Genomic DNA, 25,759 nt, shown 5'->3' with positions numbered 1-25,759 from the left:
ATTGTGGCTGACCCAAATATATCGCGGATGTTTACTCTGGCTTTAGGACGTCCTGCCACCAATTGAGTGGAGTCTGCCCGTCCTTAGGGTCATAAACATTGCCGTAATACCAAACGCTGTTAGCCCCATCGCAGGCACTGTTGAGGATCTCCTCAATCTTATCGAATCCACAACTGACATGAATGCTGTAGACCAATACGCGCGGAGCCTCCAGATCCAAATCGCCCCCGAGCTTCTCCAGCTGTGGGGTCAACTTATCAGACAGTTCCGTGCTATCGCCGCGACAAAAAATACGCACCGCCAAATTCCCCGAGCGCTTTACCAACTCAAATTGCTGGGTGTCTTTATCGACCTTAATGTAATCCCCACTGGCGATTCCCTTAATAAAGACAGGGGATCGCACCAATTGGCAGCTATCATCCTCGCTCACACGAACCTGTAGCCGTTCCACCACGGGCTCACCTTCGGGGTTGTTGCCCGCAAATAACTCAATGACTTGAAGTGCCGTCATAAACCTCAGTTCCCGTACTGTGTACAATGAGTAACCATTCTAATGACTCAACATTATACAGGGAGGGAGGCAATGATCTCGCGTACCCAAGCGCTTACGGCATGTGTCGCGTTTTGGACAACCACGATTCTCGGAGGATGCGTTGTCAATCCAGTCACCGGTGAGAAACAGGTTTCGCTGATATCTCCGCAGCAGGAGGTTCAACTGGGGCAACAGCACTATGCTGCCAACCAACAGCAACAGGGCGGCCAATACACCATTGATCCGGCCCTGCAAAACTACATCAATCAGGTTGGCCAAAAGCTGGCGCGGGCCTCAGACCGCCCCCAGCTACCTTACGAGTTTGTGGTTCTGAACAATTCGGTTCCCAACGCTTGGGCCCTGCCCGGCGGCAAAATTGCCATCAATCGAGGCCTGCTGGTACTACTCGATGACGAAGCTGAGCTCGCCGCCGTACTGAGCCATGAGATAGTTCATGCTGCTGCGCGACATTCCGCAACTGCGATGTCCCAACAACAATTACTGGGCGCAGGCCTGGCAATTGTGGGAGCTGCCACCCAGGACTCTGGCTACTCTGACTTGATCTCCACCGGAACTCAACTGGGGGGCTCCGCCTATATTGCCCGCTACAGTCGCGGCAATGAGTTAGAGTCAGATCAGTACGGCATGAAATATATGGCCGCTGCGGGATATGACCCCCAGGGGGCCGTACGCCTGCAAAGAAAATTTGTTGAACTGTCGGAGGGGCGGCAAACTGGTGGACTGGAAGCACTCTTTGCCAGCCACCCCCCTTCCCAATCCCGTGTCAGCGCTAATATCAATCACAGTCAATTTCTCCCCAAAGGGGGAATCACCAACCGGGCCGCCTATCAAAAAGCCATAGCGCAATTAAAGCGCGATGCCGATGCCTACAAGAATTACGACGATGCGGTTGCTGCAGCCAATAATAAAAAGTTCAATTCTGCACTAACGCTGGTAAGAAAAGCTCAAAAACAGCAACCCAAAGAAGCTGCCTTTTTTGCGCTAGAAGGCGATTTACTCAGCCAAAAGAAACAATATAAAAATGCCCGAAAGGCATACGATAGTGCCATTCAAAAGAATCCGGCGCTATTTTCGTATTGGCTAAAGCGGGGAACTACTAACCTTAAATTGAAAAACTATAATTCTGCGGAAGGCGATTTAAACAGATCCTTGCGGTATTTAGAGACGGCTTATGCCCACTATTATCTCGGTCAAACTTACGAAAGGCAGGGAAAAAAGCAAAGTGCTTACAAACATTATCAGGAAGCGGCAAGTGCGGGAGGGGAAATTGGCGCCATGGCGCAAAATAGAATTAAGGCGATAGCCGGCAAAGGTTAAATTTTAGGCAAGAAATTTTATTTGCCTATTTTCTCAGAAGCCTATGGACATAAAAAGGGCTATCAACGATAGCCCTTTTTCTATGTCAAATTACAGCTGAACTGTCAAGCCGAGCTGAAAAGCATCGTAATCTATATCACTATCAGTATTGGATACATAACCTGCGTCAACAGCAACATTATTGCTGAAGAAGTGGGTCGTACCCAACCAATAATTTTCATCCTCATCAAAGCTAAACCCTACAGAAGTACGCTTAGTAAAGAAGTACTCGGTAGCAAGCCGCCAGTAATCATCACCTTCGTCATAATTGGTATAAGCCAGCTCTGCTGTCAAGTACTGATCGCCGCCCAAATGAGTGAAATACTTGGAGGACAATGAGCGAGTATCAAACTCTTCATCTACAAACAGGTTGAAACCAATGTAATCAGTAGAATTTAACTGATGGTTGTAACGAGCATTTACTGAAAACTCATTGTCACTATCATCATCAACATGATTCAGAGTAATCAGGAAATTGGGGTTAAACAGATAACCTACTGACAATGAGTCAAGATTCTCATCTCCAAGGTCGTATACGCTTGCACCCAGTACAATCCCATTGGAGGCAAAATATTCACCGCCCACGGCAAAAGCGTCTGAATCATAGCTCGATACATTGTAGTGAGAATATCCAGCAGATACATTGCTAACCTTATTGATATACTCAAACTCTTTCAGAGGACCAAGGGTTTCCTTAGCACCGAAATAATAAGTCGTATCGAGATTAAATCGATCAGCATCAACACTACCAACTTCGATATCAGAGTAGGTAGCTTTAGTAATAGAGTTATATTCCTCGGCACCAGCAGTAGTGGCAACAAGCATCAGGGGAAGAGCAGCAAGCTTGAATCTCATTTGATAAATCCTTCGTTAACGTAGCGATCCAAATTGGGCTGCGGATTGTAGCAAAAGTTTTTTGGTGCGCAACGACAGCAAATTACACGATAAGCAATTAGAGCCAAATTTTCGGTAAAGCGAATATTTTTTTCGACAAAAAATGTATCAACAAGAAAAAACAAATGCTGTAATTGGCTGTAATGTACCAAATAAATAAATTCCAGCTAAAAACAATAAAATAAAAAATTTTATTTTTTATTCGAACATATATTTATTCAGGCTGCGTTCAGGTTCAATTGATTAACATCAATCACTATTAATATTTACGACCCATTGCGGGTCATAAAACTCCCCTATTGGATTAATTTTTACAAAAGGGGCCACGCTGGCAATGATTTCATCAATTTTTTTACTGTGCTCAGCTTGCATAGCATCCCGATCTTTTTTACATCGCCAGCTAGCAATGGCTATCAATACATTGGGGTCATCAATTTTTTGATGAAGCTCTGTGCCCATCGCTCCCGGGGAGCGCTGGATAATCTCAGAAGCGCGCATCCAGGCATCGGCATAATCCTCAGCTTTAAACCCATTTTGTAGATGAACCTCGAAGATAAATTTCATGCTCTGTATTACCTAACGACTAACAAATAGTTTTCCGTAAAAAAAAAGGCCGCACTAGGCGGCCTTTTTAAATTAGCAAAACCCTTTAGGACTTGCGCAGATTTTCCTGGTGCCCGTGCCGGATATCAGCACCCTCCACCAAGTAAACAACCTGTTCACAAATATTCTTCGCATGGTCACCGATCCGCTCCAGTGAGCGCAGGGTCCACAACACATTAATGACCCGGGAAATACTGCGCGGGTCCTCCATCATGTAAGTTACCAGTTCACGTACGGCCGTACGGTAATCCATATCAACCTGCTGATCCTCAGCAAGAGTTTGCAGAGCCGACTGCACATCGAAACGAGTATAGGCATCCAGGGCGTCATTGAGCATTTTGCGCACAGCATTGGCAATATGACGGATTTCGGTATACCCGCGCGGCGACGTACCTTCATCTGTCAGCGCTATGGCCATCTTGGCAATCTTGCTCGCCTCATCTCCAATTCGCTCCAGGTCGCGGGCAATTCGAATGACAGACAGCACCATACGGAGATCGGATGCCGCCGGTTGGCGCTTGGCTATAATTAGCGTGGCGTGCTCATCCAGGGCCATCTCACTCTTATCGATGACTTCTTCAATACGCAGCACTTCTTCGGCCAACTCACTGTCAGCATTAGCCAAGGCATCAACCGCATCGGCAACCTGGCGGGCGACCATGCCGCCCATTTCCAGCATCTCTGTCTTTAGGCTTTCCAGGTCTTCATTAAATTGGCGTGAGATATGTTGATCGAAATGCATTTCCATAGTTTTCCCTCCGAGCAGGAACCTTAGCCGAAGCGGCCAGTGATATAGGCTTCAGTGAGTTCGTGCTCGGGGTTGGTGAACACCGTTTCAGTATCGTTAACTTCCACCAAATGCCCCAAATGGAAGTAAGCCGTACGCTGACTCACCCGCGCAGCCTGCTGCATCGAGTGAGTAACGATTGCGATAGTGTAGTTCTGGCGCAGCTCATCAATCAGCTCTTCGATTCGCGCCGTCGCAATTGGGTCCAGGGCAGAGCAGGGCTCATCCATCAGGATCACTTCCGGACTCACCGCAATTGCGCGGGCGATACACAGACGCTGCTGCTGACCACCGGACAGACCCGTGCCCGGCTTGTCCAAACGATCTTTAACCTCATTCCACAGACCGGCGCGGCGCAGGCTGTTTTCTACGATCTCATCCAGATCGGCACGGCGGCTGGCAATACCGTGGATTTTTGGGCCGTAGGCCACATTCTCGTATATGGACTTGGGAAAAGGGTTTGGTTTCTGGAATACCATACCGACGCGGGCGCGCAGGGGTACCACATCCACTTTGGGGCCATAGATGGGGTCACCATCCAGACTTAACTCGCCCTCGACGCGACAACCTTCAATGGTGTCATTCATGCGGTTGAGGCAACGCAAAAACGTCGACTTACCACAGCCGGAAGGGCCGATCATGGCAACCACTTCATTTTTTCCAATATCGAGGCCGACCGAGTGGATCGCCTGGGTTTCACCATAGAAAACATTCACATTGCGCATACGCAACTTGGCGGTGTCACAGAAGGGTTGGCCAACTGTTTCTCTAACATCAGCCCGATCATTCATCATTTGCCTACCCGCAACATCGGATTGCGCCGCATCAGTTTGGCTGGCGGCATCCAGGGTCATGGTACTCATATAATATCCCGCTTTCTGATAATCCGCGCTCTGTTACCAGCGGCGCTCAAGTTTCTTGCGCAGCAATACCGCGCTGGTATTCATCACAATCAACACACTCAGCAACACCATAATGGCTGCGGAGGTGCGCTCGACAAAGGCGCGCTCCGGGCTGTCTGCCCACAAGAAAATCTGCACAGGCAGCACGGTGGCCGGGTCGGTTACCCCAGCAGGTACGTCGACAATAAAAGCGACCATACCAATCATCAATAGGGGCGCCGTCTCACCGAGGGCCTGGGCCATACCGATAATCGCGCCGGTCAACATACCCGGCATCGCCAGGGGCAGCACATGGTGGAAAACCACCTGCATACGTGAAGCCCCCATACCCATTGCCGCCTCGCGAATTGAGGGTGGCACCGCCTTCAAAGCCGCGCGGCTGGAAATAATAATCGTGGGCAAGGTCATCAGCGTCAGTACCAAGCCCCCTACCAGGGGTGCCGAACGCGGCAACTCAAAGAAATTAATAAATATCGCCAGGCCCAAAAGACCGAAAACAATAGAAGGCACTGCCGCGAGGTTATTGATATTCACCTCAATCAAATCGGTCCAACGGTTTTTGGGCGCATACTCTTCCAAGTAAATCGCCGCCGCCACACCGATAGGGAATGACAGTGCGAGAGTTACCAACAGGGTAAACAGGGAGCCCATCAAGGCTGCGCGGATGCCCGCCTGCTCTGGTTCACGGGAGTCGCCATTGGTAAAGAAGATGGTATTGAACCGCTTCTTCAGTTCACCGCTGTCCAACAGCTGTTCAATCCAACCGGCCTTCTGGTCCGAGGTACGACCACGGAATCCCTCTTTGGAGTCCTTCAGGCTTTTGACGAAAGTATCCACATCGTCATCGACTGACAGCCAGACTTTCTCGGATTTACCCAACAGTTCCGGATTCGCAGCTAAGCGATCGCGCAGGGTAAAAGGTGCTCCGGAGGAGACCAGGCTGTAGAGCTCGCGCTTGTCACTGCGACCAGTCACAGTGGGAAAGCGTTCGCGCAGGGACTGACGAATAACACCGGTGAAGTTTGCCCAGGTCAGACTTTCATCATCGACCTTATCGATGCCCAGAACCTGCTCGTCGTAGTGCACCTCCAGTTGGATAGCTGTCTGCACAAAGGCACCACTGCCTTTGCTGATAATGTCAGTGAACAAAATCAGTACGGCGAGTACACCAAAGGCAATACTGCCGATACCCAACCCACGAAACAGCTTTTCTTTGCGATGACGGCTGGCGAGGCTTTTTTCTATGCGCTCGCGAACCTGCGCCTGAGTAAGATCAGTCATACTGCTCCCGGTATTTTTTCACTACGTGCAAGGCAATAAAGTTCAGCACCAAAGTGGAGATAAACAACATCAGGCCCAAAGCAAAAGCGGCGAGGGTCTTGGGACTGTCAAATTCCTGGTCGCCAACCAACAGAGTCACAATCTGCACCGTCACAGTCGTGACCGATTCGAGCGGGTTTGCGGTGAGGTTCGCCGCGAGTCCGGCGGCCATCACCACAATCATGGTTTCACCAATTGCGCGGGAAACCGCCAACAATACACCGCCAACGATGCCGGGTAGTGCCGCAGGAATCACAACTTTGCGCACCGTCTCGGACTGGGTGGAACCCAAGCCCAGGGCACCATCGCGAAGGGACTGGGGCACCGCATTGATCACGTCATCGGACAGAGAGGAAACAAAGGGAATGATCATGATTCCCATCACCAGGCCAGCGGCCAGTGCGCTTTCACTGGAGGCCTGTAGGCCCATAGAGGTGGCCAACTCGCGAATAAATGGAGCAACGGTTAAGGCAGCAAAAAAGCCGTATACCACGGTGGGTACACCGGCGAGAATTTCGAGTACTGGCTTGGCCAGGGAACGCACGCGCTTACTGGCGTACTCCGCCAGATAAATAGCCGCCATCAATCCCACAGGTACCGCCACAAACATGGCGATCGCGGACACCATCAGGGTTCCGGTAAACAGCGGGACAGCACCAAAAGCACCGCTCGATCCCACCTGGTCTGCGCGCAGGGCCATCTGTGGGCTCCAGTGCAATCCAAACAGAAATTCACTCACCGGCACGGACTGGAAGAAACGCAGGGATTCAAACAATACCGATAACAAAATACCGACAGTGGTTAGAATCGCGGCGCTGGCACAGGCAATCAGCACCGTGCGCAGCACTTTTTCAACTTTTTCGCGAGCGCGCAGCTTGGGAGAAAAGCGCAGCAGTGCAAAAGCGGCAAGGCCGCTGGCCAACACCAAACTCAGGAAGGCCTGTAAATTATTGGAACTGGAACGCAACTGACTGAGGTAGTCCGCAGCACTCTGCAATTGTGGGGACTTTTCACCTATCAGGTGGCCCGCCGCGAGATTCTGGATCTGCGCGTAGAGAAGGTTCTGCCCGGAGATGCTCTCCGGCTTATCGGCAATACTATTCATGACCATCGCACGGATGATCGAATCGTCAAATACCAACCAGCCACAGAGTAATATCAGTGCTGGCAAACCACACCAAAGGGCGGTGAGTAATCCGTAGTAACTGGGCAGGGCGGCCAGATTGCGAACGCCGCCAAGACTGCGAGCAGCGTTCACTGCACGGCGAAAGCCAGTGCCGTAGGCCACTAATATCAGGAGCAGCAAAAGTGCGAACAGTGTGGGGGTTTGCATTGAATTACCGTACTAAAAATATCGTCGCTGGCATTATCCAGACTTTATCCCCGCGTTCCATCACAGGGGGGACGACAATTTGTGAGTCTTCTTATAAAGAACGGCCAAGCCCTTTCGAGCTTGGCCGTCAATTCCCTTTGACAGTACAACTCCAGAATTTTTTTACTTGGCTGCGAGATTACTCAGTGCGTTCAGCTTGCGCACATCAGTAGCAATCTTTTGACGCTTCTCGGTAGGTAGAGGAATCATACCTTTGTCAGCCAGGTAGCCATCTTCACCCCAAGCGCGCTCATTGGTGAATTCAGCCAGGAACTGCTTAACACCGGGAACCACGTCAGCGTGCTGCTTCTTAACGTAGATAAACAGCGGACGGGAAACCGGGTAGCTCTGGTCAGCGATGGAGTCGAAAGTAGGGGCCTGATCTTCGATCAGGGAGCCCTGTACCTTGTCAGCATTCTGGTCGAGGAAACTAAAGCCGAAGATACCCAGGGCGTTGGGGTTGGCAACCAGCTTGTTCACGATCAGGTTGTCGTTCTCACCGGCTTCAACATAAGCGCCGTCTTCACGAACGTTGTGACAGATCGCTTTGTAAGCGTTCTTGTCTGTTTTCTTCATGGCTTTGATCCAGCCAAACTTCTTACAGCCACCTTCCATTGCCAGCTCGGCAAAAGCATCGCGAGTACCGGAAGTGGGGGGCGGACCCAAAACTTCGATTTTGGTGTTGGGCAGAGCTGGGTTTACGTCCTTCCAGGTCTTGTAGGGGTTGGCTACCAGAGTTTCAGAACCGTCTGGGTTAGGAACTTCCTTAGCCAGGGCCAGAAAGATGTCCTTACGAGTCAGCTTAAAGGGAGCCGCTTTCTTAGCATTTGCAAGAACGATGCCGTCGTAACCGATCTGTACTTCAACAACATCAACACCGTTGCTGTTACACATTTCCAGTTCGGATTGCTTGATGCGACGGGAGGCACCGGTGATATCCGCAGTGCTTTCTCCAACACCCTGGCAGAACAACTTCATGCCACCACCAGTACCAGTGGACTCAACGACTGGAGTTTTAAACTGGGTTGCGCGGCTAAAACGCTCCGCCACAGTCGTAGTAAACGGGTAAACAGTAGAGGAACCTACAACACTAATGTAATCGCGCGCTGCCATAGCAACCTGTGAAGTTGCCAGGGTCAGGGCTGCCAGAGAAGTCGCCAGAATTTGCTTGTTCATTGTGTAACTCCGATGAGTGTTTTTATTTCACGCGGCGATGCTAGGAACAACGGGTGACGATTCTATGAATAAAAGATTACAAAAAGGTTACAGCTGTATTTTTACCCTGCTGGCATGAGAGCGGGCAAAGGGTTAACCTTCGAGCAACATAAATAACAATAAGATGTAAAGAGAGAAGCCCCCATGCGTTTTCTGCTGTGCAGCGCGCAGGCACTCGAGCGCCTGACCAGTCATACCGGGCAACTGCTGTCCTGGTTCACCTGGGCCATGGTCCTGTTACAAAGCTGTGTTGTGGTGATGCGCCACGGCTTCAATACCGGTTCTATCGCCCTACAGGAATCCGTGATTTACCTGCACGGTGCCGCCTTTATGCTGGGGCTGGCCTATGCGTTACAGACCGATGCCCATGTGCGGGTGGATGTCTTCTACCGCAAGATGAGCGCCAGGGCCAAAGCCTGGATCAATGCAATTGGCTATCTGATATTTCTCTTACCGCTTTGCGTCTTTCTATTTATAAGCAGCTGGCACTTTGTACTGAATAGCTGGTCAGTTTTTGAAGACAGTGCGAACGCCGGCGGCCTGCCCGGGGTATTTTTACTGAAGAGCTTGATTCCTCTGTCTGCGGTCACCTTGGCTCTGGCGGGGCTGGCCCAGTTTATTCGCGCGCTGGTGCAATTGATGCTGCCCCAACAACAGTCCATTCCAATGTCGTCGTCAAAAGCAGTACTGAAGCAGGTAGAAGGGGCCGAAGTGTGATTGAGCTAATCCCCTTTCTGATGTTTGCAGCCGTCTGCGCTCTGCTTATGTTCGGCTACCCAGTAGCTTTTACCCTCGCGGGTACCGCCCTGCTATCAGCGGGCCTGGGTATTGTGTATGGCGTATTTGATGCTGAGTTGCTGCGCGCTTTCCCCGATCGCCTCTACGGCATTATGCAAAACGGCACTCTGGTTGCCGTTCCGCTATTTGTGCTGATGGGGGTAATACTGGAGCGAGCCAAGATTGCCGAGGATTTGTTGGTTAATCTGAGCAAAGCCTTTATGGGGGCTCCCTCGGGACTCGCCATTTCCGTAGTGGTAGTGGGCGCGCTGCTCGCCGCCAGTACTGGCATCGTCGGTGCAACTGTAGTCACCATGGGGCTGATGTCACTGCCCACCATGTTAAAAAATGGCTACTCCCCCAAACTGGCTACCGGCACTATCTGCGCCACTGGTACCCTCGGGCAAATTATCCCTCCCTCTATTGCCTTGGTTCTGTTGGGTGACACCCTCTCCAATGCCTACCAACAGGCACAGCTATCTGCGGGCATTTTTAATCCCAAGCCGGTCAGCGTGGGGGATCTGTTTGTGGGGGCAATTATTCCCGGCTTACTGCTGGTGGCCGCCTATATCATTTATCTATTATTTATCGCCCGTCGCCCCAAACCCACAGAGACCAGCGAGCCTCCAGAAGTGGATAAGGCCCAGCTGCTTCGCAGTCTTTTGCCCCCGATTGCCTTAATGCTGATTGTGCTCGGATCAATCATCGTTGGCGCTGCCACCCCTACAGAAGCGGCCGCCGTCGGCGCACTGGGGGCGGCGTTACTGGCATCCAGTCGCGGAGCACTAAGCTTTAAGCGCGCCGGGGAAATCGGCCGCAGTACACTTCAGGTCTCGGCAATGGTTTTCGCCATATTGATTGGCGCTTCATTATTTTCTCTGGTATTTCGCGGTTACAACGGTGAAGAATTGGTGACAGGATTTTTCCACAGCTTGCCCGGAGGGGTAATCGGCGCGACCCTGTTGGTGATGCTGGTAATCTTCCTGCTGGGCTTTATCCTCGACTTTATCGAGATCACCTTTGTAGTGGTACCAATTGTGGGCCCGGTACTGCTGGCAATGGGCGTCGATCCGGTGTGGCTCGGCATTATGATTGCCATCAATTTGCAAACCTCTTTCCTAACGCCTCCATTTGGGTTTGCCCTCTTTTACCTGCGCGGGGTGGCCCCCAGTTCTGTCGCGACATCGGCCATCTATCGCGGGGTAGCACCTTTTATTGCCATTCAACTTTTACTGCTCTGCCTGCTGGCGATATGGCCGGCCCTGGCCACTTGGTTGCCGGGGGTGGTTCAGCAATAGTGATCTGCGTCATGTAGAGAGCCGTCCAGGGCTGAGAGGCAGCACCAACGGCCAAAAACGCGTCTACGGTCGACTAAAGGCCGAAATTTATTCTGGTCAATTACTGGCCAAATTGTGCTAGAATGCGCCACCATTCCAGTAGTGGAAACCAATAACTCTAACAATCTGTGAGTACCCGATGTCCGCACTGTCAGCTCTCGATGAAGATCCGCAACCCACAGGCACGCTAACCCTGCAAACCCTGGCTATGCCCCGCGATACCAATCCGCAGGGGGATGTTTTTGCCGGTTGGCTGATGTCGCAGATGGACCTCGCTGGCGCCATTCTCGCACAAACCATGGCGCGCGGCCGTGTCACAACCGTTGCAGTGGGCAGTATGGTTTTCCTGCGCCCGGTTCCGGTTGGCTCAACCGTCAGCTGTTATGCAGAAGCCATTGAAGAAGGGCGCTCCTCGATTCGCACCATGGTCGAGGTTTGGCTGACGCGGGTGGATTCTGGTGAGCAGGTCAAGGTCACCGAGGGTGAGTTTGTATTTGTCGCTATTGACGATGCCGGCCGTACCAGGCCGCTGCCCTGACTGTAGATATTGGGTTCCCCGGCTGTAGAGCAACACAGCCGGCACCTTCATTTGCCTAGTAGATGGGCGCTAATCTTCTTTTACTTCTCGCGCTTGGTAGTAAGCTTCTTCACTGATCTCGTGGTAGGGCTTCACATCCCGTTCAAATTCCTTAAAGGCTTTGTAAACACGGGCAAACTCCGGGTCCCGCTGCGCCGTCTCCTGCATGATTTCGTTGTTGATCTTCTTCAGGTGAGACAGAACATCTTCCGGCAAGCGCTCCACTTTTACCCCGTGCTCTTCTACCAGCTCCTTGAGGGCCCGGTTATTGCGTGCCGTGTATTCGTCGAGCATATCCTGGTTGGCTTCACGGGCGGCGACTCGCACTATTTCCTGCAAATCGGTGGGCAGTTTTTCGAACGCCTTTTTATTGACGATAAATTCCAGGATAGAACCCGGCTCATGCCACCCGGGGTAGTAGTAATATTCGGCAACCTGGTGGAAACCAAAAGCGAGATCGTTGTAGGGGCCCACCCATTCGGTAGCATCGATCACTCCAGTCTGTAGGGCGGTGTAGAGTTCTCCACCGGGAATGGTCACCGCCGTGCCACCGGCGCGGTTTAAAACCTCTCCGCCCAGGCCGGGAATACGCATCTTAAGACCCTGTAAATCCTTCACCGACTTGATAGGTTTGTTGAACCAGCCGGCCATCTGTACACCGGTGGAGCCCCCCGCAAGTGGAATCAGGTTAAAGGGCTCGTAGATCTCCTCCCAGAGTTCGAGACCACCGCCGTGATGCAACCAACCATTCATTTCCTGGGCATTCAAGCCAAAAGGCACCGCAGTAAAAAACTGGGCTGCAGGCACCTTGCCTTTCCAGTAATAGGCCGCGCCGTGTCCCATTTGCGCCGCGCCTTCCGATACAGCACCAAATACGCCCAGGGCAGGTACCAACTCACCGGCACCGTACACTTTGATCCTGAGACGCCCGGCTGACATCGCCTCGACTTTCTTGGCAAAACGCTCCGGCGCACTGCCGAGGCCAGGGAAATTCTTGGGCCAGGTAGTAACTAATTTCCACTCGAACAGCTCTTTATTGCCCTCTGCGGAAAAGTGCTGGGCAGGGCCCATCGCTGCACGGGAAGCTACCAGGGCGGCGAAGGTAATGGCGAGCAGGGCTAAGAGCCCGAGAATGATGGCCGGGTACCAATTGAGTTTTTTCATTGCTACTAATTTATCGTTATTTTTGTATTGTACAAATTATCGGCAGACGCTTTGGTCGCCAACTTAGGTCTTCAGGGGAAGTCCTCTGTGATCTGACCCTGGTATTTTGGATGGATTCCCGCTATCGCTGGAATCCATTCACCACTATCTAACTTTCAATTCTGCATGCCTCTCAGTACCGACATGCTCCGGCACTCAGTATTTAATGCTTAGTGTCAGCTCAAGCCATCACTTAAAGCGGCTGCAACTTGGCCATTGAAAGTATCAGCCTCTTGTCGCCAACATCGTCAAAATTAACCAGCACCCGCATTCGAGGACCCGTTCCCTCAAACTCAATGACAGTTCCTTCACCAAACTTGGCATGGTCCACTCGCCCGCCCAGGACCAGCGGGGGCAAATCATCGAAGTCTGGCGCCGGGTCGGAAAACTGGCCTACCTTGCCGTAGTCCGCCTGATAGAGAGGACGGGAAATTTCGGTCTTCAGGCGCACTTCTTGCACCAAATTAGGTGGAATTTCGCCGATAAAGCGGGAAGGGCTGTTATAGGTTTCACTGCCAAACAGACGCCGGTTTTCCGCGTAGGTAATGTATAGCTTGCGCATGGCGCGGGTGATACCCACGTAGCAGAGGCGTCTCTCCTCCTCCATGCGGCCGGGCTCCTGCGCCGACATCTTGTGGGGGAACAGGTTTTCCTCCACACCCGCCATAAATACCAGGGGAAACTCCAAGCCTTTGGCGGAGTGCAGGGTCATCAGCTGGACGGCATCCTCAAACTCATCCGCCTGACCTTCACCGGCATCGAGGGCAGCGCTGTCGAGGAACTGGTTAAGAAGCGGGATTTCCTCCTCATCTTCCTCTCCCTCGGGCAGACCTGCACCGGTAAAGCCGCGACAGGCAGTGACCAGTTCCTGCAAGTTCTCCACCCGTGTTTGACCTTTCTCGCCTTTCTCTTTGCCGTGAAACTCCAACAAACCGCTGTTTTCGATCACATCCTCAGCAATAGCATCCAACTCTTTATCTTCTGCATTCGCTGCCAGCTGGTTAATCAGGTCCAGGAAGCTCTGCAGGGCATTGCCGGCGCGAGCAGCCAATACCCGCTGCTGCAACATCAGCTTGGCCGCCTGCCACAGGGAGCAGCCCTGCTCCCGAGCATAAGAGCGGACCATCTCTACAGTGCGCGCGCCGATGCCACGGGTGGGCGTATTCACTACCCGTTCAAACGCAGTATCATCATCGCGGTTGGTAATCAGGCGTAAATAAGACAGGGCATTCTTGATTTCCAGGCGCTCGTAGAAGCGCTGGCCGCCATAGATACGGTAGGGAACCTGCTCGCGCAAAAGCCCCTCTTCAAGTACCCGGGATTGGGCATTGGAACGGTAGAGGATGGCGATGCTGTCGCGGCGATTACCGTCGCGCACCCAGTCATTGATTCGCTCGACAATAAAGCGCGATTCATCCTGTTCGTTGTAGGCCGCGTAGACGGCGATGGGCTCACCCTCTTCACCCTTGGTCCACAACTCTTTGCCCAAGCGACCACTGTTATTGGCGATCACCGCATTGGCCGCGTTCAGAATGGTGGAGGTGGATCTGTAGTTCTGCTCCAGTCGCACCGTCTGCACTTCTCGTAAATCTGTGGAAAAGTGCTGGATATTCTCGATCTTGGCACCGCGCCAACCGTAGATGGACTGGTCATCGTCACCCACGGCGGTGATATGGCACTGCTCACCGGCAAGTAGGCGCAACCAGGCATATTGAATCGTGTTGGTGTCCTGGAACTCATCCACCAGGATATGGGGAAAACGCCGGCGGTAGTGGGCCAGAATAGCGTCGTTATTTAGCCAGAGCTCGTGGGCGCGCAGCAGCAGCTCGCCGAAATCCACCAATCCACCGCGCTGACAGGCCTCTTCATAGGCGAAATAGATTCGCACCATGGTCTGCAACCAGGGATCCGCGCCGGCATTGATATATTGCGGCCGCAGACCTTCATCTTTCTGCGCGCCAATCCACCACTGAGTTTCCCGCGGTGACCACTTTTTATCATCCAGCCCAAGATCTGCCTGTACCCGCTTGATCAGGCGAAGCTGGTCGTCGGAATCCAGGATCTGGAAATTCTGCGGCAACTTGGCTTCTTGCCAGTGAGCTTTGAGCAGGCGGTGAGCCAGGCCGTGGAAGGTGCCCACCCACATGCCAAAGGTATTCACCCCCAGCAGTTCTTCGATACGGGCGCGCATCTCGCGGGCCGCCTTGTTGGTAAAGGTTACCGCCATAATGGAGTAGGGCGAGGCGCCCTCCACCTGCATCAGCCAGGCGATGCGGTGTACCAGCACCCGGGTCTTGCCCGAGCCGGCACCGGCCAGAACCAATTGATTGCCGGGCGCGGCAGCTACTGCTTCGCGCTGGGCGTCGTTGAGGGGGTCTAAAATCTGAGATACGTCCATGGGCGAAGATTGTACCAGAGCTGATGCACAAGACCTGTGTAAATAAACAGGATTTTGCCCTGCCTGACAATGTAATGTCGCTCGCCAGCGGAGGGCACAGCGGCTAAACTGCGCCATCTGGCATAGAGAAGGAAGTCCTGTGAAACCGGCGGAAGTAACGCAACGAATCAGTGAACAACTGTCATCCATGCGCAAATCAGAGCGCAAGGTGGCGGAGTATATTCTCGCCAACCCCGATGAAATCATTCATATGCGCATCGTCGACCTGGCTACTGAAGCCCAGGTGAGTGAACCTACCGTGGTGCGCTTTTGTCGCGCCGTGGGCTGCTCCGGATTCCAGGAGTTCAAGCTGAACCTGGCGCAGCAGCTGGCTTCCAGCCCCAGCTTCGGCCAGATTGCGGTTACGGAAACGGATACCATTGCCGAATACAAGCGCAAGGTTTTCGACTCCACGGTGGATACCCTGCTGAAAGTCCGCGATAGAATTGACGACCGTGCCCTCGAGGCCGCTGTCACTGCGATGGCCGCTTCCAAGCGGGTGGAATTCTTCGGTTTTGGCGCCTCCGGTGCCGTCGCCGCCGATGCCCAGCACAAGTTCTTCCGCCTACAGTTAGCCACCGCTGCTCACTCGGACCACCACATCCAGAATATGTCGGCCATGTCCATGCAAGCGGGGGATGTAGTAGTAGCTATCTCCCAGAGCGGTCGCACCAAGGCGTTACTTCGCTCCATGAGCATGGCAAAAGAGCAGGGCGCTCTGGTGGTTGGTTTGGCACCCAGCGGCTCGCCGGTGGCACAGCAAGCCAGCATCCCACTGGAAGTGGATGTAGAAGAGGATATTGAGATCTATACGCCGCTGTCCTCGCGCATCGCTCATCTGGTGGTAATCGATGTCCTCGCTATCGGCGTAGCCCAGCGCAAAGGTCCTCAGCTACAGGAGCACCTGTTGAAACTGAAACAGGGACTGTACACATTGCGGGAAGACAAGCACTAAACTCCCTGATATCCAAAGCGGGCAAGGGACAATGTGCCCGCCCGTTTCTACCAAAGCCATTTCCCGCCAATTGGGCTTTGCCGGGAAGATCCTTCCAGGCTGTACCTGAGCAACATAATGACATCCATCGCTTCTAACCCGGACGAGAAAGCCCCGCGCTGGCTAGTGGTGTGGCTGGCCGCACTCGTTTCTCTGACACCTTTTTCCATCGACAGCTACCTGCCGGCCATTCCGGCGATGGCGGCGGCCCTGGATACAGAAGTCGAGCGGATGCAGTACTCAGTGTCCAGTTTTCTGCTGGGCTTTGCCCTCGGACAACTGTTTGGCGGACCATTATCAGATCGCTGGGGACGGCGCCTTGTAGGAACCATCGGCCTCAGTATCTATATAGCCAGCTCCCTGTTAGTCCTGTTTACCGACCATGTAGACCAACTGATTATCCTGCGCTTCTGCCAGGCAGTTGGCGGCGGCTTTGCCACAGTAATATGTGCTGCAATTGTGCGCGACCTACACAGTGGCCGTGAGGCGGCAAAAATTATTTCCCTGATTAGCACCATCATGCTGATTGCACCACTGATCGCCCCGGTGATCGGCTCCGCACTACTAGCCGTTGGCGGCTGGCAGAGTATATTCGTCTTTTTGTTACTGTACGCTTTGGCAATGCTCGTACTAGTACAGTTGCTGTTACCGGAGACCGTCTCCCGCTTTACCCGCGCACGCCGCCAGATGATGCCGCTAAAGTCTCTCGTGGGCAGCTACGGCCAGGTTTTGCGCAATCCCCGCGCTATTGGGTTCCTGATTGCACAGGCCTGTGTCAGCGGTTCGATGTTTATCTACATCACCACCGCGCCCTTTGTGTTTATGGATTACTTCGGTGTTAGCGCGAATCAGTTCCCACTGTTTTTTGGTATCTGCGTACTCGGGCTAATTTGCATGGTTCAGGTGAATATCCGCCTACTGAACTTTTTTGAGCCGCGCAATATCCTGCTGGCGGGTATTGTGTTGCAGCTATTGGGTTGCGGCCTGCTGCTGCTGGGAACTATGACAGGAGTCAAAGAACTTACCCTGTGGATGATTCCCCTGGTACTGGTGATGAGCTGTATCGGTATTACCGGCCCCAATGCCGCCGCCTGTTATTTGGAGTTCTTCCCCAAAATCAGCGGTAGTGCCAACGCGCTATACGGCGCCGCTCTGTTTATTACCGGGGGGATACTGGGTGGACTGGCGAGCAGCCTGCACACCGGAACCCTGACACCTATTGCAGGATCTATGGCGGGCTGTGCTTTTGTGGCACTACTCTCTGCACTATTCGTCGCGAAGGTTCGCCAACCGATCGAGTCCGATATCCCTGCAACCCGGCGCTTTACCCCGCGTTAACGGCAGCTCTTTACACCGGTTCTAAACTTTCCTCCTGAAGCGCCCGCTGCACTGCGGGCCTTCCTTCCATTCTCTTTTGGAATGCTTGAAGCCGGGGCCACCGGGGCATATCAAACTGCTGATGTTTCAGCCAGCGAGAGAGAACATACAGGTAGGCATCGGCAACCGTGAAACCGTCTCCCATTAAGTAGTCTTTATCAAGCTGCCCTTCGATATAGTCAAACCAGCGGATAAGCCTAACCCGGGAACCCTCCTGCTCCTCTTCTGTACCATGCCAGAACAGTGGTTTAAATAGCTTGTGGACTTCAGCACTGAGGAAGTTGAGCCACTCGAGAAGCCGGTAATGGGCCAGGGTGCCCACTGGTGGCGCCAGTTGCGCGTCGGGCTTTTGTTCCGCCAAAAACTGGACGATTGCCGGACCTTCTGTCAGTACTTCTCCGCCTTCCAGTTGCAGTGCCGGCACGTACCCTTTAGGACTAATCCTTGTAAAGTCGTCGCCGTTTTCCAGCTCGTGGGTTTTTAGATTGACCTTTTGCAGGCCCAGATTGATCCCTGCTTCACAAGCAACAATATGAGGCGATAGAGAGCAAACACCCGGTGCATAAAAAAGCTTCATGGTAATCCTGTAGAGTCATTACCTATATCCCAGCAGTATAGGCCCGGCTTATTTCTCCCCAATGAAGCACGATTGCAATTGGCTTGAATTCCTCTATACAACTGTTGCTGAAATCTACTTACCGCGTATCCAATGGTCCAGGCTAAAGCGACCGGCACCGGCACAGGTAAGAATCAGGAAACCGCCGGCAATCGTGATATTTTTCATAAAGCTGGTCATTTCTGTTGCATCACCAGGGGATAGGTGTACCAGGAAGGCCGAAGCGAGACAGAACAGGAAAAGAACAAAAGCAGATATCCGGGTGAATATCCCCAGTAACACCGCGAGTCCTCCCACCAACTCTATAACGATGACCAGGGGCAAAATGAAGCCGGGTATCCCCATGGAAACCATAAAGGCCTCTGTCATTTCGTAGCCGCCAATTTTATTCCAGCCGGCAAATATAAAGATCAGCGACATCAGTACCCGACCGATCAGCTTAGAGGTGTCGCACAATATCGAATGCTTCACTACTACTTCCTCAATTGCGCATTTATGGGTATGGACTATCAACCAGTGTAGACACTGTCGTAAAAATTCATGAGATAGTCGGTAGCTGCCTTTACTCAGGAGGGATAAAAACTACTAGATTGGCGTGACAATCATCCTTTTTATTTTCAATAGTCAGTAGGAATCTACTAATTGGCAGTTAGTAAGTAATGAAGTAATGTTTAAAAAGCTAAGGCATTAATGAATTTTAGTGGGTAGGGGAAGTCGATCCGTTTGAGCGCAAAACTGAAAAATGCAGTTGTCTGGCGCCCTAGAGCCGCTACAATTGCGCGCCCATATAAAAGGGAGTTGGCCGCTTGTGCCCGCGCGGCCCGCCCCGGTGTAATCCTGTTGCCCTAGATCCACTCCAAGGGAAATCGAGCAGCCTCTGCACGACTACAATAACGGCACACTCACCATCATATAAATTGCCGCCGGGGCGCTCCCCAAAATGGCATTAAACCATCCGAGAATATTTCAGCGCTGGAGTCCACACACGGCATGGAAGTTTATTACACCTTTTGTTTTCTTGCCGCCGTATCAGTTTTTCTGGGTTTCTTGAACCAATACGTATTGCGCGCCCAAACCACGATCGCTATTACCGCCGGTGCCCTGGCCTTATCACTATTGGTCACCGCCCTCGGCAAGTTGGGGGTGGTAGAGTTGCGCACCTGGGCAGATCAGCTTCTGCCGCTCCTCAACCTTGAGGATATTCTGCTCAAGGGAATGCTCGGGTTTCTGCTTTTTGCCGGCAGTTTGCATATCGATCTGTTGGAGCTGCGCAACCAGAAACTGGAGATCGGTCTTCTCGCCATTGTCGGTACCCTCATTTCCACCTTTGTGGTCGGGGCCCTTCTTTACTGGTTCCTGATGCTGATCAATATGCCGGTGGCTTTTGTTTACTGCCTGTTATTTGGTGCATTGATCTCTCCCACCGATCCTATCGCCGTACTGGCAATAATGAAAAACCTGAAAGCCCCGGAGCAGGTTTCCATTCAGGTGGAAGGTGAGTCCCTGTTCAACGATGGCTTCGGTATCGTGATCTTCGCGGTGATTTACGCACTCGCTTTCGAAGGCGGCCAACCTACAGTACCGGCAGTGGCTGAGCTATTCGCTATCGAGGCACTGGGGGGCATATTGCTGGGACTGATCATTGGTGGCGTTTTCCACTGGGCTATTTGTTGTACCAATGATCACAGCCTGGAATTGATGCTGACCATGGTTATTCCCACTGCCGGTTTTTCCCTGGCCAATGTGCTCGGGGTCTCCGGCGCCCTGGCAATGGTGGTGAGTGGCATTATTATTGGCAACTTTACCCGCGAGCGCGGCTTTTCCCGGGTGAGCCAACACGAGCTGGATAATTTCTGGAGCATCACCGAGGACTTCCTCAACGGTTTGCTCTTCCTGCTGGTGGGCCTGTTCCTGATTACTATCGACCTGCGCCCCTCCGACTACCTACTGATGGCAGTGGGCATTGTCATTGTTCTCACCGCCCGAGTTTTCGCTGTCGGCATACCCTTCCTGTATTTAAAAAGTCGCCGCAAGTACCACCCCTATACCAACCGGATTTTGATCTGGGGAGGGTTGAAAGGTGGTCTGGCATTGGCGCTGGCGATGTCGATTCCCGCCGGCAGTGCCTTCGTCCAGGGACAGGACCTTCGCTACCTGTGGGTGGTCATGACCTATGGCGTGGTGCTCTTTTCTATCGTCGTACAGGGCTCTACCATAGCGCCATTGATTCGTCGCAGCCGGGAGTTTTCTGAGCCCGAACGCGACGAGCCCCAGCAACCGACAGCCAAATAGCGATAACGATTAAATGGAACACTCCGGCTTCCTTATTGAGGCAGTAATTTTCATGGCTGCCGCAGTGATTGCGGTACCCATTGCCACCCGCCTGGGCCTGGGCTCAGTCCTCGGTTACTTACTCGCCGGTGTGGCCATAGGCCCAAGTGCCCTAGGCTTAGTCGGCGATGCCAGCGATGAAATGCACGTTGCCGAGTTTGGTGTTGCACTCATGCTGTTCCTGATCGGCTTGGAACTGCAGCCGAAGAAATTGTGGAAAATGCGCGGTGCTATCCTCGGCACCGGCAGTGCCCAACTACTGTTTTCCGCTGCGGCCATCGCTGGATTGGTTCTCGCCTTTTCCGAGATGGATTGGCGCTCTTCGGTGGCTATCGGGCTGATCCTGGCACTGTCCTCAACTGCGATCGTATTGCAATCCCTCAGTGAAAAGGGCCTGCTGAAAAGCCAGGGCGGGCGCGCTGCATTTGCGGTACTTTTGTTCCAGGATATCGCTGTTATTCCCATCCTCGCGCTATTGCCACTGCTGGCAGGTACCGCTGCCAGCCCCCATGAAAGTGGCTTGAGTGGTTGGTATTACGCATCGGCAGTTATCGGCACCATGCTGGCTTTTATTTTCGCCGGGCGTTACCTGCTCGGTCCCTTACTGCGTCTAATGGCAGGCAGCCAAGTGCGCGAACTGTTTACCGTGAGCGCGCTACTTATCGTATTTGCCGCAGCTGCGGTAATGACCTGGCTGGACCTATCGCCGGCACTGGGTACTTTCCTCGCCGGGGTACTGCTGGCCGAGAGCGAGTTCCGCCATGAGCTGGAAGCGGATATACAGCCTTTTAAGGGCCTGCTGTTGGGCCTCTTCTTTATCGCCGTGGGTGCCAGCCTGAATTTCTCCCTGATCGCGGACAACCCGCTGGTGCTAATCGGATTAGCATTGGCGTTGGTGCTGGTTAAATTTACCGTGCTGTTTGCCCTGGCGCGCACCTTGCGAATGTCAAAGGGCGAGGATTGGTTGTTCGCTCTGTCATTGGCGCAAGCCGGTGAATTCGGTTTTGTACTGGTAGCGTTCTCTACCCAGCTTCAGGTCCTGAGTGCGGACGTCGGCAACCTGTTAGTAGCTCAAATTGCTCTGACCATGGCCCTGACACCAGTGCTGCTGCTGATCTACGAACAGTTTATCCAGCCGCGGTTTGTCACCGGCCCAGAGGTTCCCGCCAACATAGATACATCACCGCCTGTGGATTCCGGCTCACCGGTAATCATTATTGGCTACGGGCGCTTTGGGCAGATCGCCGGGCGACTTCTAAATGCCTGCGGTTTCAATACCACTTTGCTCGAACGCAATGCAGAACAGCTGGATCTGGTGCGCCGCTATGGTATCAAGGCTTACTACGGGGATGCCTCGCGAGAGGATCTGCTGCGCGCCGCCGGAGCCCAAAACGCAAAGCTGGTTATCCTGACCTTGAGCGACCAGGCCGCCTGTCTGGAAATTGTGGCCCAGCTGCAAAAACACTTCCCCAATGTGACCATCCTCGCCCGGGCCCGCAACCGTATGCACCAATATGCTTTGATGGAAGCCGGGGTCCGCTATATCTTCCGCGAGACCGTGGACTCGGCCCTGACCATCGGCGAAAAGGCGCTGGAACTATTGGGACTCAGTCCCATACAGGCGCGCCGCGCCGCCTTGAAATTCAAGCAGCACGACCAGCGTATGCTGGAGGCACTTTTCCCCTACTGGCGCGATGAGTCCCAGCATATTGCGCAAAGCCGAATCTATCGCGAGCAGCTTTTACAGGCGTTACAACAAGACCGCCGCGACAAGGACCTGCACTTGGATCACTATTGGGAAGAAGCCAAGCCCGAGATGGAAAAACAATAGGCCAGTTATTGGCCCTAGGGGCTGTCATTAAGCACGACAATGGCAGCCCTGCCCGGACTCAGACTCTCGCTGATGTGCCCCTCTCCGTGTAAATCATTGGCTAATAAGATATCTCCGGGAGCAAAGATATATTGTTCACCGGAGCTGGTCGTGAGCTTCACCCTGCCTTCAAGATAAAGAATAAACTGCGCCTGCGGGGCACAGTGCCAATCAAAACGCTGCCCCTCGCTAAACTCCCGGAACTGCACCTGCTTGGCGGGATAGGGGATTGAGTAATTACCCAGGGGCTCGCGCTGGGGACTGTCTATTTTTCTTTTCTGAAAACGGGAAACCCCATTAACTGAACACAGCTCTACAAACTCCATATCAAGTTTTCACCAATTTAAGCGTGTCTATTACAAGAGAAAATTTATTCTTTGTTAATTAAGCTCGCCTCTACCAGATCGACCTCCAAAACCAATTTGCGGTGGAGTTCATCATCAATCTTCCTGGAGACACGCAATTCCAACAGTTGTTCGCGCTCAGCGGAAAGTGCGGCAAGGTGGTAATGACGCTCAACCCTGGAACGCATCCAGATAATATCCTCGCTTTCATCTTCTCCTAGGGTTATGCGTCGCCGATAAATAGCCAAAAGGTGATCCACCGCCTCAAAAGCGAGATCGCGATCTTTTTCGCCTCGATCAATATCATGACGCATATTCATTAGTTGATTCACTGCTGCTGTGGCAGCAGATATTCGCGCACCTTTTTCATCACCGATAGCGGCAAAATTGGGGGCTTCGGGTAAACGGCGCAGTAGAACAGGCAATAAAAAACTTGCCAGCAATAAGGAAAGCAAGATAACGCCCATTGCAATAATCAGGGCTAAATCACGGCCGGGCAACGGCTTTCCATCTGTCATAGCGAGGGGAAGGGAAAAGGCTCCCGCCAATGTAATCGCCCCTCTTACCCCGGCGATAGTCAACACGCTAACCAATAAAAAATGGGTACCAAAAGATTCTACTTTCTGCCCAAAACGTGAGAGATATAGTGATACCCATACCCACACAAATCTCAGGAGAAGTAGTACAACAAATATTGCCAGGACATAAAAAATAATTGTTAAGTCACCGGTGTGGCGCGCGCCGGAGAAATCGGCTCCGGTAATTCGAACCAATTGCTCTCCCAACAAAACAAAAATAATACCGTCAAGAACTGCTTGTACTGTTTTCCATACTGCACGGCGGTCCATCCGTGTAGTCGACATTTCCGCGCCGTGTAAGGTGGTATAGTGAGTCGCAATTCCAGCACTGGCAGCCGCCAAAATACCCGATACCTGTAAAGTATGGGCGGCGATATATGCCGCAAAGGGCACTAATAAGCTCACTAGAACTTGTACAGTAGTGTCCTCACCGCCAATTCTGACCAGCAGGCGCAAAATATATCCACAGGCAAATGCCGCTCCAGCACCAATAACCACACCGCCGATAGCGACCCAGAAAAAACCAGCCAGTGCGTGGGGAAATGAAAAGGTCCCAGTGAGGGCAGCAATCACTGCAAAACGGAAAATATCCAATCCCGAGGCATCATTAAACAGGGACTCTCCGGCGAGGATATGCTCCAGCCGTGGTGGCATAGAAGTTCCACCGTGGACCACCGATACCGCCACGGGATCGGTCGGTGCCAAAATTGCCGCTACTGCAAAAGCCACCGCCATTGGCATGACCGGCACCAACCAGGAAATAAAATATCCCATACCCACAACGGTAAAAAGCACCAATCCAATAGCCAAGGTAACAATGGCACCGATATCTCGAAACAGAGCGCCTTTCGGTATTCGCCAACCGGCAATAAACAATAAGGGCGGAACAAACAGCAGGAAAAAAATTTCTGGCTCGAGGGGTATTTCTATTCCCAAAAAGCTACCCAGTATTGCTCCCGCAGCAATTTGCAATAGAGGCAGTGGAATAGGTAAAGGCAACAGGCGTGCAATAACCAGGGTAATGGCCACAACTAACAACAGCACCAGCGCAATAACCAGATAGTGCATTACTCGCTACAGTTCCCTGTGACGCCTTATTGAAATAGATCTCTATCGAGTAACTAGGGAGCCTCTGAATAACTCCGTAATGCTGTTCACTCAATATCAGGAAGTTTATGCGAGAATAGAAAACAGGGAATAAATTCTGAGAAAACGTGCCGGCACTTTGCAGCGCTCCAAAAAATTACTCTGCAAATTTGGCAGCGTTTTTGGGGTTTCTTTACTCAAACATGTCCGGCTGTTCTTTTGCAATTACATTGTAGAGAGGCTGAAAGCTAAATAATCCCGCCAGTTCAGTTCCCACAACCGCCCTGGTTCGTATTGCCACCTCTGGATCGATCAAAATAGGCTGCCCAGCTGCTTCCGCCAGTAACTGAGCCTGGCAGCTTTTTTCCATAGTGATATACCACCAGGCAGCTTCATCGACGGATTTACCCACCGTCAGCAAGCCGTGATTCTGCAATATCAGTGCTTTGTGGTTACCCAAGGCTTTAGCAAGGGCTGCGCCTTCTCCCATTTCCAATACCACGCCGGAAAAAGTATCCAACAAACCGTGGTCCTGATAAAAGGCACAAGCATCCTGGGTAATGGGATCCAGAAGACGCCCGAGAGTAGACCAACTTTTCCCATAAAGGGAATGGGCGTGCGCAGCGGCTACCACATCCGGGCGGGTTTTATGAATGTGAGAATGAATAGTAAAGGCAGCGCCATTAAGGTAACCATCCCCCTCAACCACCTCTCCTTGATGATTGACCAGCAACAGTTGTGACATCGTCATCTGTTTAAAGGAAACCCCCATAGGGTTGACCCAAAAGTGATCGTCATATTCCGGGTCACGGACAGTGATATGACCGGCTACACCTTCATCAAATCCAAATTTTCCAAACAGGCGAAAAGCCGCCGTCAGCTTTCTCTTACGCTCTTCACGAACTTGTTCTGGCGGCTGGGTTGGCTCGCCAAGCAACATATTGATGTCGCCATTCATAACAGCAGCATCAATACCGGTTTTTGTTTTATTTTTTTCTGTTGTAGCCACCTAGCGGCCCTCTCATCTTTGGAAAATGCCGAGGCATGGTTATAGCATGACTTTTATTTTCTATGCGAGGATTAATAACTTAATAAAATGGTGACTGCTTAATGCGGAAAAATATAAAAGTGACTTTGATGTCTTTTCTATCAGTTTATTTTCGCGCGGTAGAAATATAAGCAAAAATTTACTGCCAAATAATGAAAAATAAGTATCTTGCACTTAGTTTC

At 52.2% G+C, this 25,759-nt stretch carries 23 protein-coding genes; 8 read left to right on the top strand and 15 right to left on the bottom strand.

Features of this window, described 5'->3' with window-relative positions; translation table 11 throughout:
* Positions 1 to 31: 31 nt before the first annotated feature.
* Positions 32 to 511: a DUF4265 domain-containing protein gene (locus ACJJI3_RS17135; RefSeq protein WP_282930616.1), complete on the bottom strand. Its 480-nt coding sequence runs from the start codon at positions 509 to 511 to the stop codon at positions 32 to 34.
* Positions 512 to 583: 72 nt separating this feature from the next.
* On the opposite strand from ACJJI3_RS17135, the gene ACJJI3_RS17130 reads away from it, so the two are divergent.
* Positions 584 to 1,870, top strand: a complete 1,287-nt coding sequence (locus ACJJI3_RS17130; protein WP_444940383.1) for a M48 family metalloprotease — start codon at positions 584 to 586, stop codon at positions 1,868 to 1,870.
* A 90-nt stretch (positions 1,871 to 1,960) separates the two neighbouring features.
* On the opposite strand, the gene ACJJI3_RS17125 is transcribed toward ACJJI3_RS17130, so the two are convergent.
* From ACJJI3_RS17125 to ACJJI3_RS17095, 7 genes are all read right to left on the bottom strand, one after another.
* Positions 1,961 to 2,764, bottom strand: a complete 804-nt coding sequence (locus ACJJI3_RS17125; RefSeq protein ID WP_444940382.1) for a putative porin — start codon at positions 2,762 to 2,764, stop codon at positions 1,961 to 1,963.
* Positions 2,765 to 3,052: 288 nt separating this feature from the next.
* Positions 3,053 to 3,367, bottom strand: coding sequence for an antibiotic biosynthesis monooxygenase family protein (locus ACJJI3_RS17120; RefSeq protein ID WP_444940381.1), 315 nt, complete (start codon positions 3,365 to 3,367; stop codon positions 3,053 to 3,055).
* A gap of 85 nt (positions 3,368 to 3,452) precedes the next feature.
* The gene (gene phoU, locus ACJJI3_RS17115) at positions 3,453 to 4,154 is read right to left on the bottom strand and encodes a phosphate signaling complex protein PhoU (protein ID WP_282930610.1); all 702 of its coding nucleotides are present in this window, start codon (positions 4,152 to 4,154) and stop codon (positions 3,453 to 3,455) included.
* A gap of 23 nt (positions 4,155 to 4,177) precedes the next feature.
* The gene (gene pstB / locus ACJJI3_RS17110) at positions 4,178 to 4,987 is read right to left on the bottom strand and encodes a phosphate ABC transporter ATP-binding protein PstB (protein WP_282934617.1); all 810 of its coding nucleotides are present in this window, start codon (positions 4,985 to 4,987) and stop codon (positions 4,178 to 4,180) included.
* Positions 4,988 to 5,089: 102 nt separating this feature from the next.
* Positions 5,090 to 6,376, bottom strand: coding sequence for a phosphate ABC transporter permease PstA (gene pstA, locus ACJJI3_RS17105; RefSeq protein WP_282930609.1), 1,287 nt, complete (start codon positions 6,374 to 6,376; stop codon positions 5,090 to 5,092).
* A complete protein-coding gene (gene pstC, locus ACJJI3_RS17100) occupies positions 6,369 to 7,748 on the bottom strand; it encodes a phosphate ABC transporter permease subunit PstC (protein WP_444892394.1) in 1,380 nt (459 codons plus the stop codon). Before pstC ends, pstA begins: the two co-directional genes overlap by 8 nt.
* A 162-nt stretch (positions 7,749 to 7,910) precedes the next feature.
* A complete protein-coding gene (locus ACJJI3_RS17095) occupies positions 7,911 to 8,963 on the bottom strand; it encodes a PstS family phosphate ABC transporter substrate-binding protein (RefSeq protein ID WP_444940380.1) in 1,053 nt (350 codons plus the stop codon).
* A 183-nt stretch (positions 8,964 to 9,146) separates the two neighbouring features.
* On the opposite strand from ACJJI3_RS17095, the gene ACJJI3_RS17090 reads away from it, so the two are divergent.
* The 3 genes from ACJJI3_RS17090 (at position 9,147) to ACJJI3_RS17080 (ending at position 11,654) form a co-directional block, all read left to right on the top strand.
* Positions 9,147 to 9,719 (top strand): TRAP transporter small permease subunit, encoded by a 573-nt coding sequence (locus ACJJI3_RS17090; protein ID WP_413663844.1) that lies wholly within the window; start codon positions 9,147 to 9,149, stop codon positions 9,717 to 9,719.
* Positions 9,716 to 11,077, top strand: a complete 1,362-nt coding sequence (locus ACJJI3_RS17085; protein ID WP_282930605.1) for a TRAP transporter large permease — start codon at positions 9,716 to 9,718, stop codon at positions 11,075 to 11,077. The genes ACJJI3_RS17090 and ACJJI3_RS17085 overlap by 4 nt, the downstream gene beginning before the upstream one ends.
* 187 nt (positions 11,078 to 11,264) lie before the next feature.
* Positions 11,265 to 11,654 (top strand): acyl-CoA thioesterase, encoded by a 390-nt coding sequence (locus ACJJI3_RS17080; protein WP_108735392.1) that lies wholly within the window; start codon positions 11,265 to 11,267, stop codon positions 11,652 to 11,654.
* Positions 11,655 to 11,723: 69 nt separating this feature from the next.
* Here ACJJI3_RS17080 and ACJJI3_RS17075 read toward each other — a convergent pair whose 3' ends face one another.
* The gene (locus ACJJI3_RS17075; protein ID WP_282930604.1) at positions 11,724 to 12,857 is read right to left on the bottom strand and encodes a TRAP transporter substrate-binding protein; all 1,134 of its coding nucleotides are present in this window, start codon (positions 12,855 to 12,857) and stop codon (positions 11,724 to 11,726) included.
* 232 nt (positions 12,858 to 13,089) lie between these two features.
* Entirely contained in the window at positions 13,090 to 15,294 is a 2,205-nt protein-coding gene (uvrD, locus tag ACJJI3_RS17070) for a DNA helicase II (protein WP_282930603.1), read from the bottom strand.
* Between the two features lie 139 nt (positions 15,295 to 15,433).
* On the opposite strand from uvrD, the gene hexR reads away from it, so the two are divergent.
* On the top strand, positions 15,434 to 16,288 hold the full coding sequence (gene hexR / locus ACJJI3_RS17065; protein WP_282930602.1) for a transcriptional regulator HexR: 855 nt from the start codon (positions 15,434 to 15,436) through the stop codon (positions 16,286 to 16,288).
* A 117-nt stretch (positions 16,289 to 16,405) separates the two neighbouring features.
* The gene (locus ACJJI3_RS17060; RefSeq protein ID WP_282930601.1) at positions 16,406 to 17,665 is read left to right on the top strand and encodes a multidrug effflux MFS transporter; all 1,260 of its coding nucleotides are present in this window, start codon (positions 16,406 to 16,408) and stop codon (positions 17,663 to 17,665) included.
* Positions 17,666 to 17,675: 10 nt separating this feature from the next.
* On the opposite strand, the gene gstA is transcribed toward ACJJI3_RS17060, so the two are convergent.
* Together gstA and ACJJI3_RS17050 are read right to left on the bottom strand one after the other, a co-directional pair.
* Positions 17,676 to 18,281, bottom strand: coding sequence for a glutathione transferase GstA (gene gstA / locus ACJJI3_RS17055; RefSeq protein ID WP_444940379.1), 606 nt, complete (start codon positions 18,279 to 18,281; stop codon positions 17,676 to 17,678).
* Between the two features lie 114 nt (positions 18,282 to 18,395).
* Positions 18,396 to 18,791, bottom strand: a complete 396-nt coding sequence (locus tag ACJJI3_RS17050; protein ID WP_282930599.1) for a DoxX family protein — start codon at positions 18,789 to 18,791, stop codon at positions 18,396 to 18,398.
* Positions 18,792 to 19,310: 519 nt separating this feature from the next.
* Between ACJJI3_RS17050 and ACJJI3_RS17045 the strand changes: the two genes are divergently transcribed.
* The gene (locus ACJJI3_RS17045) at positions 19,311 to 20,612 is read left to right on the top strand and encodes a cation:proton antiporter (protein WP_282930598.1); all 1,302 of its coding nucleotides are present in this window, start codon (positions 19,311 to 19,313) and stop codon (positions 20,610 to 20,612) included.
* Positions 20,613 to 20,625: 13 nt separating this feature from the next.
* Positions 20,626 to 22,482 carry a monovalent cation:proton antiporter-2 (CPA2) family protein gene (locus tag ACJJI3_RS17040; RefSeq protein WP_444940378.1) on the top strand — a complete coding sequence of 619 codons (1,857 nt, stop codon included), beginning with the start codon at positions 20,626 to 20,628 and terminating at the stop codon, positions 22,480 to 22,482.
* A gap of 14 nt (positions 22,483 to 22,496) precedes the next feature.
* Here the strand turns inward: ACJJI3_RS17040 and ACJJI3_RS17035 are convergent, their stop codons facing one another.
* The 3 genes from ACJJI3_RS17035 to ACJJI3_RS17025 all read right to left on the bottom strand — a co-directional run bounded on the left by ACJJI3_RS17035 (position 22,497) and on the right by ACJJI3_RS17025 (position 25,538).
* Positions 22,497 to 22,847: an AraC family ligand binding domain-containing protein gene (locus tag ACJJI3_RS17035; protein WP_444940377.1), complete on the bottom strand. Its 351-nt coding sequence runs from the start codon at positions 22,845 to 22,847 to the stop codon at positions 22,497 to 22,499.
* 44 nt (positions 22,848 to 22,891) lie between these two features.
* Entirely contained in the window at positions 22,892 to 24,511 is a 1,620-nt protein-coding gene (locus ACJJI3_RS17030) for a Na+/H+ antiporter (RefSeq protein WP_282930595.1), read from the bottom strand.
* Positions 24,512 to 24,722: 211 nt separating this feature from the next.
* Positions 24,723 to 25,538: a class II aldolase/adducin family protein gene (locus ACJJI3_RS17025; RefSeq protein ID WP_413663852.1), complete on the bottom strand. Its 816-nt coding sequence runs from the start codon at positions 25,536 to 25,538 to the stop codon at positions 24,723 to 24,725.
* Between the last annotated feature and the right edge of the window lie 221 nt (positions 25,539 to 25,759).

It is taken from the genome of Microbulbifer maximicatervae (SeqCode), assembly GCF_052466985.1.
Note: the sequence above shows the minus strand (reverse complement) of the source record. Positions and strands in the feature narration are given on the sequence as shown.

Bases quoted from the DNA above. Each gene is read 5' to 3' on its own strand.
- pstC (WP_444892394.1), bottom strand. From the start codon at position 7,748: ATGCAAACCCCCACACTGTTCGCACTTTTGCTGCTCCTGATATTAGTG.
- ACJJI3_RS17090 (WP_413663844.1), top strand. From the start codon at position 9,147: ATGCGTTTTCTGCTGTGCAGCGCGCAGGCACTCGAGCGCCTGACCAGT.
- gstA (WP_444940379.1), bottom strand. From the start codon at position 18,281: ATGAAGCTTTTTTATGCACCGGGTGTTTGCTCTCTATCGCCTCATATT.
- ACJJI3_RS17130 (WP_444940383.1), top strand. From the start codon at position 584: ATGATCTCGCGTACCCAAGCGCTTACGGCATGTGTCGCGTTTTGGACA.
- ACJJI3_RS17075 (WP_282930604.1), bottom strand. From the start codon at position 12,857: ATGAAAAAACTCAATTGGTACCCGGCCATCATTCTCGGGCTCTTAGCC.
- ACJJI3_RS17060 (WP_282930601.1), top strand. From the start codon at position 16,406: ATGACATCCATCGCTTCTAACCCGGACGAGAAAGCCCCGCGCTGGCTA.
- uvrD (WP_282930603.1), bottom strand. From the start codon at position 15,294: ATGGACGTATCTCAGATTTTAGACCCCCTCAACGACGCCCAGCGCGAA.
- pstB (WP_282934617.1), bottom strand. From the start codon at position 4,987: ATGATGAATGATCGGGCTGATGTTAGAGAAACAGTTGGCCAACCCTTC.
- ACJJI3_RS17125 (WP_444940382.1), bottom strand. From the start codon at position 2,764: ATGAGATTCAAGCTTGCTGCTCTTCCCCTGATGCTTGTTGCCACTACT.
- ACJJI3_RS17095 (WP_444940380.1), bottom strand. From the start codon at position 8,963: ATGAACAAGCAAATTCTGGCGACTTCTCTGGCAGCCCTGACCCTGGCA.
- ACJJI3_RS17035 (WP_444940377.1), bottom strand. From the start codon at position 22,847: ATGGAGTTTGTAGAGCTGTGTTCAGTTAATGGGGTTTCCCGTTTTCAG.
- ACJJI3_RS17040 (WP_444940378.1), top strand. From the start codon at position 20,626: ATGGAACACTCCGGCTTCCTTATTGAGGCAGTAATTTTCATGGCTGCC.
- ACJJI3_RS17045 (WP_282930598.1), top strand. From the start codon at position 19,311: ATGGAAGTTTATTACACCTTTTGTTTTCTTGCCGCCGTATCAGTTTTT.
- ACJJI3_RS17120 (WP_444940381.1), bottom strand. From the start codon at position 3,367: ATGAAATTTATCTTCGAGGTTCATCTACAAAATGGGTTTAAAGCTGAG.
- pstA (WP_282930609.1), bottom strand. From the start codon at position 6,376: ATGACTGATCTTACTCAGGCGCAGGTTCGCGAGCGCATAGAAAAAAGC.
- ACJJI3_RS17135 (WP_282930616.1), bottom strand. From the start codon at position 511: ATGACGGCACTTCAAGTCATTGAGTTATTTGCGGGCAACAACCCCGAA.
- ACJJI3_RS17030 (WP_282930595.1), bottom strand. From the start codon at position 24,511: ATGCACTATCTGGTTATTGCGCTGGTGCTGTTGTTAGTTGTGGCCATT.
- phoU (WP_282930610.1), bottom strand. From the start codon at position 4,154: ATGGAAATGCATTTCGATCAACATATCTCACGCCAATTTAATGAAGAC.